General features: G+C 40.7%; 10 protein-coding genes. 9 read left to right on the top strand and 1 reads right to left on the bottom strand.

Annotated elements, in window-relative coordinates:
• The first annotated feature begins 145 nt into the window (after window positions 1-145).
• From DSOL_RS24490 to DSOL_RS24480, 3 genes are all read left to right on the top strand, one after another.
• Entirely contained in the window at window positions 146-463 is a 318-nt protein-coding gene (locus tag DSOL_RS24490; protein ID WP_075367348.1) for a DUF6951 family protein, read from the top strand.
• 191 nt (window positions 464-654) lie between these two features.
• Complete coding sequence (locus DSOL_RS24485) at window positions 655-1,527, top strand: ComEC/Rec2 family competence protein (protein WP_075367347.1); 873 nt, start codon at window positions 655-657, stop codon at window positions 1,525-1,527.
• 21 nt (window positions 1,528-1,548) lie between these two features.
• Entirely contained in the window at window positions 1,549-1,767 is a 219-nt protein-coding gene (locus DSOL_RS24480; RefSeq protein WP_075367346.1) for a DUF3006 domain-containing protein, read from the top strand.
• Window positions 1,768-1,856: 89 nt separating this feature from the next.
• Here the strand turns inward: DSOL_RS24480 and DSOL_RS24475 are convergent, their stop codons facing one another.
• On the bottom strand, window positions 1,857-2,750 hold the full coding sequence (locus DSOL_RS24475; RefSeq protein ID WP_075367345.1) for a CobW family GTP-binding protein: 894 nt from the start codon (window positions 2,748-2,750) through the stop codon (window positions 1,857-1,859).
• Window positions 2,751-3,289: 539 nt separating this feature from the next.
• Here DSOL_RS24475 and DSOL_RS24470 point away from each other — a divergent pair.
• From DSOL_RS24470 to DSOL_RS24445, 6 genes are all read left to right on the top strand, one after another.
• Complete coding sequence (locus DSOL_RS24470) at window positions 3,290-3,922, top strand: cobalamin B12-binding domain-containing protein (protein ID WP_075367344.1); 633 nt, start codon at window positions 3,290-3,292, stop codon at window positions 3,920-3,922.
• A 43-nt stretch (window positions 3,923-3,965) separates the two neighbouring features.
• The gene (locus DSOL_RS24465; RefSeq protein WP_075367343.1) at window positions 3,966-5,339 is read left to right on the top strand and encodes a methyltransferase MtaB domain-containing protein; all 1,374 of its coding nucleotides are present in this window, start codon (window positions 3,966-3,968) and stop codon (window positions 5,337-5,339) included.
• Between the two features lie 325 nt (window positions 5,340-5,664).
• The gene (locus DSOL_RS24460; RefSeq protein WP_075367349.1) at window positions 5,665-6,984 is read left to right on the top strand and encodes a PocR ligand-binding domain-containing protein; all 1,320 of its coding nucleotides are present in this window, start codon (window positions 5,665-5,667) and stop codon (window positions 6,982-6,984) included.
• Window positions 6,985-7,013: 29 nt separating this feature from the next.
• Window positions 7,014-7,649 (top strand): cobalamin B12-binding domain-containing protein, encoded by a 636-nt coding sequence (locus DSOL_RS24455; RefSeq protein WP_075367342.1) that lies wholly within the window; start codon window positions 7,014-7,016, stop codon window positions 7,647-7,649.
• 354 nt (window positions 7,650-8,003) lie between these two features.
• Window positions 8,004-8,801 (top strand): methyltetrahydrofolate cobalamin methyltransferase, encoded by a 798-nt coding sequence (locus tag DSOL_RS24450; protein WP_075367341.1) that lies wholly within the window; start codon window positions 8,004-8,006, stop codon window positions 8,799-8,801.
• A gap of 162 nt (window positions 8,802-8,963) precedes the next feature.
• Window positions 8,964-10,799, top strand: a complete 1,836-nt coding sequence (locus DSOL_RS24445) for an ASKHA domain-containing protein (RefSeq protein WP_075367340.1) — start codon at window positions 8,964-8,966, stop codon at window positions 10,797-10,799.
• Window positions 10,800-10,856: the final 57 nt, after the last annotated feature.

Here is a 10,856-nt window from a genome sequence, read left to right as displayed (position 1 = left end):
TCAAGCGACCAGAGAGTAAGGTTCCGGAGATTAAAAAATAGTTCAGGTTATCTACAACTTCACATTCGCTATGAGCTTTTTCAAGGAATATGTCAAAAAGCGCATCAGGTTCAAACACGAAACTGATTTTTGGAGGGACATTATCATGGCAACAGGAGTAATACACTGTGGGATCTGCGGATTTACCATTAATGTTAAAGCAGTGAGCGATAGCGATCAAAACGTAAAATTGGAGATAAACAGTGATTGTCCCAATTACCAAAAAATCGCGAAGGAATTAACAGAACTAAATGCCTATAAAGAAGTTTTCAACAAACTCCATATGGGGAGAGTTTATGAAGTGTTTGCTAAATATAGCCCTCATCCCAGCTGCCCAGGTGTTTCTGGAATTCTAAAGACGGTTGAAGTTGCAGCAGGTTTGGCCTTATCGCAAAACGTTAGTATGAACATAACCAAGGAATAACAAGAAAGAGACCCATTGACGAATGTATGATCGTTAGTGGGCCTCACTTTATTTTAACGCACTGAATTCGGCCGAAGAAATTGTTTCTCAGCCGTATCATAAAGGACTGAAAATTAACTCCTAACATTTTTATGTCGCATCACTAGGGTATAATGGAGATCGTTAAGTATCAAACCGGGAGGAAATGTGACATGAAAAAGATAGGCTGGGCTGGAGTTGTATTGCTAAGCGCTTTGCTGTTAAGCACGACTGGGTGTGCAAATGGGGTAAACTCGTCGTCGGAGCCAGCGGTGGCGCCAGTTGCAGGAAAAATGACCGTGACCTTTATCGATGTCGGACAAGGAGATGCTACACTCATTCAAGCCCCAGGTGGAAAGGTTCTGCTCATCGATGGAGGACCCAAAGATGGGGAAGCTGCTGTTTTGTCCACTTTGAAAACCAAAGGAATTAAACACCTGAGTGTTTTAGCAACCCATGAAGATGCAGATCACATCACGGCTCTTGATAATGTAGTTAATACGTATGCTGTTGACGAGGTGTACTTACCTAAGATGCCGACGAAGGCAACCGTAACTATGGAACGTTTTGCGAATGCAGTAAAGGCCAAGGGACTTAAGTTTACCCCCGCGAAGGCAGGCGTTTCTGTGGATCTAGGAGTAGGGGTAACTGCGGTCCTCCTTGCCCCGGTCAAAGATACTTACGACCAAGATAACAACTACTCTGCAGTGCTCAAAGTTAGTTACGGCGATACCTCGTTTCTTTTTACAGGGGATGCGGAAGGCGAAAGCGAACAGGATATGCTCGCCAGTGGGGTGAACTTAAAATCTTCAGTTTTGAAAATAGGACATCATGGCAGCAGATCTTCGACAACTACCCCTTTCTTGAAGGCAGTATCTCCCATGTATGCGGTCATCGAAGTGGGCCAAAATAATTACGGTCACCCGACTTCGACGATCCTGAATCGTCTAAAATCTTATGGCATCAAAACGTATCGAACAGATCAGCAGGGGACGGTTACGGCTGTTTCTGACGGACAGCATGTTATACTTTCAACTGAAAAATAAGTGATAAGCGGGGTGAGAGTGATGCTTGTAGTATTTGAACGGGAAGAGGACAACCATAAGGCTGTTTTAGAAAGAAGCGATGGAACCACCTTTGACGTGGATCGCGCTCAGATTCCGGAGGCAGCCCAACCTGGGGATTGCTTGGATATTCAGGCTGATGGCAAGATTATCCTAGTTCCAGAAGAAACTAAAAAACGAAAAGAGCGGGTTAAGAAACTAATGGATGAACTGTGGGAATAATGCAATTTCGCCCCTTCTCAAACTGAGTAAGGGGCGAAATTTTCTTTGTAGATACCAACAACGAGTGTAAGTATTGTATTGATTTTAGCTTATAAGAACGCCTCTTTAAGTGTAACTTTCTGAAGGTTATTGCCAATAAAACTAACTACTCCAACTGTTGCATTTTTTGATTCTGAAATTGTAAAATGTTCGCCTACATATTGAAATTCAAGAAACGTATCTCCCGATTTAATGATGCCTTTGCCTCTTATGATATTGCCGTATGCTCCCTCTATACATTTCTCAAGGATTTTCTTCAGCTGGTTAAATTCTAAAACTCTAGAAGTCCTAATTCCCAACGTTTCAAAATCATGCCCAGATGAGTGGGTATCGCCATACAAAGTCCTAGCGGGATTGTTATCAATTAGATCCAGGATTTCTTGAGGATATATCTCTGCCCAATCTTTTGCTAGTATCATAGCCGTATTATTTAAAGCACGTAACTCTTTTTTAATCAAATCAACCTCTTTAGGCTTAAGAAACTTCGTTTTGCTTACAACTAAGGTCGAGGCATTTATAATTTGGCTCTTAAAGAAGTACGAGTAGCTCTGTATTTGTTCTGAAAAGTTCTCTGCGTCCACCACGGTTATCACTGTGTTAATAAAACATTTTGAGGAAATCTCGAAGTCCTTAAATAGGTCGGTTATTTCGCTTAGAATGAAGATGCCGGATGGTTCAAAGATGATTCTGTCTACCTTTTGATTTAAGATTTGCTTTAGGGTGAGCAGGAAATCTCCCTTGAGTTTACAACAGACGCACCCGTTGGATAGTTCATAAATCTCGTAGCCCTCAATTTCTAAGAACTCGCGATCAACACTAACCTCTCCAAACTCATTTTCAATTATAACTATCTTTTCATGCCTATTAACTGAATTTAGGATTTTCTTAATAAAGGTGGTCTTTCCAGCCCCTAAGAAGCCAGAGATTATATCGAATTTTACCATAAGTACATTCCTCCATATCAAATACCTATTATCGCCCTTCTAGCAAGTTTAATAATTGTAGATCACGATTACCATGGATTATTTTGTATTTACTTGGATTTTTATAATCGATCCATAACAAAAGAGAACTTTTTAAAAGGTTGGTTGTCAACTAGATTTAGACGTTGTGAGCAAGAAACTTGGGATTCTAACCTTTATTTGCTCGACGATAATTATCATTTTCAAAACAACTGGGAAAGATTTATCAATAAAAAACAAGATAGTCCATAGCGAGGAAAGGATCCAAAGGACTACAATAATAACATGAAAAGACAATATATTCCGAAGATTCATAATTCACTTAATTGGTAAACCAGAGAACTGAGGGAAGGAAGTGTTTTCCATGTAGCGCGAACAAAGTTTTCGGCCCGAGTAATTCTTTCTATAACGATGTTATAAAAAACTGACTATGGATTTTAAGGGATGTTATTGATTATGTGAAGCAGAACATGTCTAATCTCTAGTAATCAATTTAAAAGAACTTATTAGGAGGCAAAAAAATGTTTGATTTTTCAGGATTAAGTACTGCCGTCATCACGGGAGAAGAAGATGTAGTTCTTGATTTAACGCAAAAAGCTATTAGTGCAAAGGTTGATCCACTTTCCATTATCAATGATGGACTTATTGCAGGGATGAATGTAGTGGGTGCTCGTTTTAAAGTTAACGATATGTATGTGCCGGAAGTATTGATGTCAGCCGCTGCCATGAAAGCAGGCGTTGCTCTCGTAAAGCCTTTGTTAACGAGCGGTGAAACGACAACTAAGGGTACAGTTGTCATCGGAACAGTTACTGGTGATTTACATGACATAGGAAAAAGTTTAGTCGGTATGATGCTTGAATGCTCAGGCTATGCTGTAATCGATCTAGGTGTGGATGTTTCAGGTGATGATTTCGTTGCTGCAGTTAAGGCCAATAATGCGGGAATAGTTGCACTTTCATGCATGCTAACTACTACAATGCTGCAAATGAAAACAACTATTGAGGTACTAGCAGCAAATGGTTTACGCAAGGATGTAAAAGTTATTATTGGTGGCGCTCCAATTACTCAAGAATTCGCGGATAATATTGGTTCAGATGGTTATGCAACAGATGCTGCTGGGGCGGTTGATCTTGTTACTAAGTTATTAAACTGAGCGGAAGAAACGCTAAGCGAAAGAAACATTAGGAGGGAATATTGTGACTGTAAAGTTTACTGAACTAGCTTACACTAATGTGGATGAATTTGTTTATGGAAGTGCTAAGAAACCGGTCAAATGCGCAAATGGAATGGTTATTGGTGGAGGGACGCTTTATCCAGAACTGAACTGTACTCTACCTATGATGATGATAACAGAAGAAACTATGCCAAAAGTATTGGCGCAGTACGAAGAGATGATTCATGGTGTCTGCTCTATGGGAGTTGAACTGAAAGTTCCTGGTATGCTAGTTGAAATCGAACTGCTTCCTCCATGTACCTTTAATCCTCAATGGGGTATCGATGTTACGAAAGTTGTTAAAGGCGTCATGAAAGAATATGAAACTAAGTTCGGTCTCAAAAGCTTGTTAAGAATGACGCCTGTTGATGTCCGTGAAGGTAAAACCCTTAAACATATGTACAAGGGCGCAGAATGGGACCAAGTAATGGATACTATGAAAGGCTGCGCGGCAAACGGAGCAGACTTTTTAGCTATCGAATCCATTGGCGGAAAACATTTGCATGATGAATCAGTTATGAATATTGATCTTCCTAAAGCTGTGTTTTCTTTGGGAGTCGTCGGTTGCCGAGATATGAAAATTTTATGGGATGAAATAGTAAAAATTGCGACTGACAATAATATTTTACCTTCTGGTGATACGGCTTGCGGTTTTGCCAATACCTCGATGGTAATGGGTCACAAGAATTTTATTCCTAAGGTTTTTGCTGCTATCGACCGGGTTATGTGTGCCGTAAGAACAATGGTAGCCGTTGAATCGGGTGCAGTTGGACCGGATAAAGACTGCGGTTATGAAGGAGTATATCTGAAAGCTATTACTGGTACACCAATTTCTATGGAAGGAAGAGTTGCTGCATGTGCGCATTCCAGTGCAATTGGTAACGTTTCATTGGCCTTGGCTGATTGCTGGAGTAATGAATCTGTAGAGAACGTTAGGTTGTTGGGTAATATGGCTCCTACCGTCTCCATGGAGCAACTTGCCTACGATTGCCGCCAAATGAACGTAGCTAAGGTTAAAGGATTTGCACTTCAAATGAGAGATATCCTTGTGGAATCTGACAATAAGTTTGACCCTACGGCCTATATTATGACCCCAAGCGTTGTTTTGAAAATAGCTGCTGAAATTATTAAAGGTAAAACTCACTTTGAACGGACAAAAATTGCCGCTGGTGCAACGATTACGGAATTGCGTACAGCAGCCCAAACCGGTCTTTTAGAGCTAAATGCTAAAGAAACGAAATATCTTGATATTTTTGAAAAGCAACTCAAAAGTATTCCTGATGACGAAGCTAAGTTTACAAAAGATATGATTAAGGCAAATCCTAAACATGATCTTGGAATGTATGATATTTTTTAGACTTACAGAGGAATAAATCCATAACATTCTTATGGCGCTCAAATCTCACGGGGCTAATAATATTACCTTAACGAGATATGAGCGCTATTTTTAGACTATTCAAAATTCTATGGTCCCTAGATGGCTCCAGTATGTTATAATAAATATAGCGAGCTAATTCAGAAATCAGATTCCGTATTAGAATATGACCTCTATGCAATGGAATTATATTTGAGCTTTCATAGGATGTTTAGTATAGCCATCATATTTACATATGCAGCCGACGTAGGGGGAGCTTTTGTTCTTAGGTAATTGTCAAGTCAAAGCTAACTTCGGAGGTGGGAATGTGAATCAAACAAACATCGCATCAGAAAAAGAATCACAATGGCTTGAGAAACTGGTAGGGAGGAATCTGCTGGAAAAAGTGTTATGTTCTTTTTCAAAATCTACAGGTTTAAAAGCGATGCTTGTTGATACTAAGGGAAATGCACTAATTTCTACTAGTCATGAAATTCAGGACTGTAGTTTCTGTAGTAAGATCAGGGCTGATAGCCTCGGAATTCGAAAATGTCAGCGTTCGTACGCTCAAGCGTGTACTGAAGCAGCCAAGTATGGAGAGCCCTATATCTTTAGATGTCATGCGGGCTTGATTATGTGGGCTGCGCCGATTGTATTAGATCAATATGTTTTCTCCATTATTTGTGGACAAGTGCTTATGTGGGAGCCTGAAGATTATTTTTTGGAAGAAATTGAGGAAATGGTAAAGGGACTTGATATAGACGTTGCTGGGGTCAAGTGGGCGGCCGCTCAATTAGAGGTAATGTCGAGTGATAAGGTACAGGCGGCGGCAGATCTGTTATTTATTGTAGCGAATCAAATCATGAAAAGCGGTTTGACAGTCTTGGAGCAAAGAAGGAACATCACTGCACAACAGGCGAGGCTGGCAGAAGAAATACAGGCTCGAAAACGTTCAGAAGTTGCTATGCGTACAATTGAGTCGAGAACAAATAGTATTAATTCCTTGGATAAGGAACATGAACTAAAGACGTTAGTGCGTAATGGAGAAAAGCGGGCGGCCCAACAGCTTCTTGAAAAATTACTCGTTGATATATTGGAAAGAAATTCGGAAAACATAGATACGGTCAAGACAAGAGTAGTCGAATTAGTCGTATTTATTTCAAGGGCAGCCGTGGATGGAGGTGCCGACTTAAGCGTCATACTACAGCAAAACGCTTTGTTTTTTCTGGAGTTGCTTAAAATAACGCATACTGATGAAATTTGCCTCTGGTCCAGAGATATGTTAGAAACATATATGAAGCAAATAGATAATAACAGAGACCAAAAAAATCAGCAGGCTATTCAGTACGCAGCCGAGTATATTAAAAAGAATTTCCGCAATAAGATAACGACTGAGGATATAGCGCGGGTAGTTTATCTCAGCCCATGTTATGTCAGCAGAATATTCAAACAAGGATTGGGTTGCACTTTAACGGAATACCTCACGAAGGTAAGGGTAGAGGAAGCAAAGAAAATGTTAAAGGACCCCAAATACAATGTAATGAAGGTTGCTGAAGAGAGTGGCTTCGACGATCCTGCCTACTTTACTAGGGTTTTTAAGAAGACTGAGGGAATTACACCAAGTAGCTTTAGACAACATGCTCTGTAAACTATGCAGTTACCGAGGAGTGAACTGTATTGATAACTTTAGAATTAGAATTAATCACTAAGGCTCTAATAAAGGGACAGGCAAATCGTGTCAAAACTCTCACTGCATTGGCAATTGAGAACGGGATAAATCCTCAAACAGTTCTCGAAAAAGCGTTAATCTTAGGTATGAAAGAAATTGATGGACAATTTAGAGATAACCTTATTTATATATCAGACGTCTTAATAGCTTCCAGGGCAATGCATGCTGGGTTGCATGAATTGAAGCCTTTCTTGTCGAATCCGCAGCAATCTCCACTAGGTAAAGTAGTAATTGGTACTGTAGCTGGGGATTTACATGATATAGGAAAGAATTTGATCGTCATGATGTTTCGCGGTGCGGGGTTAGATGTCATTGATCTCGGAATTGATGTCCAACCTGAGGACTTTGTTCAGGCAATTATTGACCATCAGCCCGATATCCTGGCTATGTCTGCTATGCTTACAACTACTTTAGGTATGATGTCTGAGACAATAAAGGAACTCACGCATAGGGAACTTCGTAATAGAGTTAAGATAATTATTGGTGGGAATCCGGCCACCCAGGATTTTGCGCAGGCGATCAATGCAGATGGTTATGCAGTTGATGTATTTAAAGCTGTCGATTTGGCACTAAAACTTATTTAGTTGTGGGTAGTTTTTTAAGAGAGGAGCATGGTAATGCTCCTCTCTTACTTGTGCGCCACGCAACATTCACGGATGCAAAGTGCAGTTAGGATATAACTAACCGTGACAAATAATTTAAGATAAGATAGACCTATAATCAACAAGAAAATCCATGTGAAAATTAACGAACAAATACTAAGATAGTAATAGGATAAGTCAGTGTATTCAGTTAAGACAGTAAATTCTGTCACTTCAGTATCGTAAGGAAATTTGCTCACAATATTCATGAAAAGTCCATAAGAGGGAGATCTTCAAATCATAAGATTTAAGTAGGAGAATCGAAGGAATTTATTATCAATTGAAGGAGGAAAAGAAATGTTAGTTGTAGGAGAACTTATTAATGCGAGTCGTAAAGCCATAGGTGCGGCAATCAAAGAACAAAATGTTGAATTTATCCAAAAGGTGGCAAAGGATCAGTTTGTAGCTGGGGCACATTATATTGATGTCAACGCAGGGATCTTTGTCGATAAGGAACCTGAATATCTTGCATGGCTCGTGAAAACTGTTCAGGAAGTGGTTGATTGCCCCTGTTGCTTAGACAGCCCTGACCCAAAGGCGATCGCGGCAGCCCATGCAGTGCACAAGGGAGTACCGATGATTAACTCCATTTCCCTGGAAAAGGCCCGCTATGAAGCATTGGTTCCTGTGCTTGCAGGTACGGATCTAAAAGTTGTGGCACTTTGCATGAGTGATGACGGAATGCCGGAAACAATGGCTGACCGTTTGAAAATTGCCGATAAACTTATTAATGGACTTGTCCAAAACAATGTACCAATTAGCAACATTTATGTAGATCCGTTGGTACAACCAGTCTCGGTAAACAACACGTTCGCTATGGAATTTATTAATTCCGTTGAAGCAATTATGAACCAGTTTAAAGGAGTTCATACGATGTGTGGACTGTCTAATATATCCTATGGCCTGCCAGAACGGAAATTTATGAATCGTGGTTTTGCAGTTATGGCTATTGCCAAAGGTTTGGATGGCATGATAGTCGACCCATTGGATAAGATGATGATGGCTAGTATTGTGACGGCGGAGTCACTGGCCGGACGAGACGCATATTGTGCTAATTATCTTAAAGCTTTTCGCAACAAACAATTCGAATTTTAAGCTTTAAGTATCGGACGCATACGGTTCAGGAAGTTTAAATTATTAAATGAGGTCAATGTATCGCGAGATGTCATTGGCCTCTAGGTCATGGTCCCATCAAAATACCCCATATTTTGGACTAGGACGGATGATTACAGTGGATACGTTGGTAGGAGGTAAATTATGAAGATAACAATACTCCCAAATCGTGTTATTATGACAATGGAAAATGAATCTTTAATGGAAGCACTGATTCGTCATCAGCTCCCTGTACAGAACGTATGTAATGGTGAAGGAACTTGCGGTAAATGCAAGGTTCGGATTACGAGACATGTATCTCCACCAAATGACCGTGATTTAGAGCATCTCAATGACACGGAGTTAAAGTCTGGAGTTCGACTCGCATGTGCAGTGAAACCAGAAGAAGGAATGGTCATTGAACTCAATTTCGTAGCAAGCCAAGATAGGAAAGAAAGTGTTCTCCTCGGTTTAAAGGCGACTACCTTAGATCCGGGAATTGAAAAGGTGTTTGTGAAGTCCAGTATACCATCACTAGCCGATGAAAGGGGAGACTGGGACCGTTTTGTGGATGAGCTAAGCATCGTTACAGGTAAGAACTATCCCAAGGCCAGTATTCATACCCTCAGCAAAGTTCCATATGTCTTGCGTGAGGGCGATTTCGCGTTAACTGCTACGGTGTATGGGAACGAAATTCTGGATATTGAAGCAGGAGATACAACAAAACGGTTTTATGGAGTTGCAATTGATATTGGCACAACCAGTGTGGCTGTGGCCTTGGTCGATTTGAATCGGGGGGATATCCTGAAGGTTCTCTCTGCTGAAAATGAACAAACTGCTTATGGCGCAGATGTGATTTCACGTATTACATATGCACGGGAAAGTCAAGAGAAAGCTTTGACTTTGCGTGCTTCTATCCGAAGAACAATTAATCACTTGCTAGAAGAACTTGCAGCCCAAACTAATGTTACTAAGAACGAAATATACAAGATGACGATAGTGGGCAATACTACGATGCATCATCTCTTTATCGGGCTGGAAATTACACATTTGGCGGTTTCACCTTTCGTCTCCGTTTGTAATAGGCCGTTGGAATTCACGGCTGACGAATTGGGAATGGATATTAATTCTCAAGCAAGAATCAATTTTCTGCCGAACATTGGAAGTTTCGTTGGTGCCGATACTGCTGGGGCAATAATGGGGGCATCTGAGATACTGGAACCTGGTAATCACTTGCTTATTGACTTGGGAACCAACTGTGAATTATTTTTAAAAACTGATGACACGATGATAGCTTGTTCCACAGCTGCTGGACCAGCATTTGAGGGTGCAGGTATAGTTCATGGAATGAGGGCAAAAATTGGCGCTATTGAAAGTGTGACACTAACGGAAGAGGGTACGGTAAGCTGTCAAGTAATCGGCGATCAGGAACCCATCGGAATTTGCGGATCAGGTCTGATTGAGGGTATCGACGAGATGAGAAAGGTTGGGGTCGTTAACAAACAGGGGAAGATAGTTGATCCTGAGAAGGTTCAAGGTTTATCACCTGAGTTAAGCAGAAGGATTCGGATGGGTGAGAATGGGCGTGAATTTGTCCTGACATATGGAGCTAATCAAGGGTTTGATGTGACATTAAATCAAAAAGACATCGGAGAATTGCAATTGGCCAAAGGTGCGGTTTGCGCAGGGATTAAAACGCTGGTAGAAATTGCGAAAATATCTTTAGCTGAACTTGATTCAGTGACGTTATCGGGAACGTTTGCAACCTACCTTAAGGCCAACAATATTTTAAATATTGGACTAGTGCCTGATATCGCTCCAGAAAAGATTAAGACAGTTGGTAACGCCGCCCATGTTGGAGCACTTTTGGCTCTAATTGATCACAATGAGCTCGCTAAGGCGGGAGAATTATATCGTAAGATTAGCCATGTGGAACTCGGCGGAAGTCCCAAATTCTCAAACTATTTTATGACTAGTATGTACCTTGAACGGAATAGCTGAATTGTAGAGGGTTAATACAAGCACAAAGTAATGGTCATGAGTGATAGATAAAAAAGG

It is taken from the genome of Desulfosporosinus metallidurans, assembly GCF_001936615.1.
GTDB lineage: Bacteria > Bacillota > Desulfitobacteriia > Desulfitobacteriales > Desulfitobacteriaceae > Desulfosporosinus > Desulfosporosinus metallidurans.
This window is presented reverse-complemented; position numbering and strand designations above follow the sequence as displayed.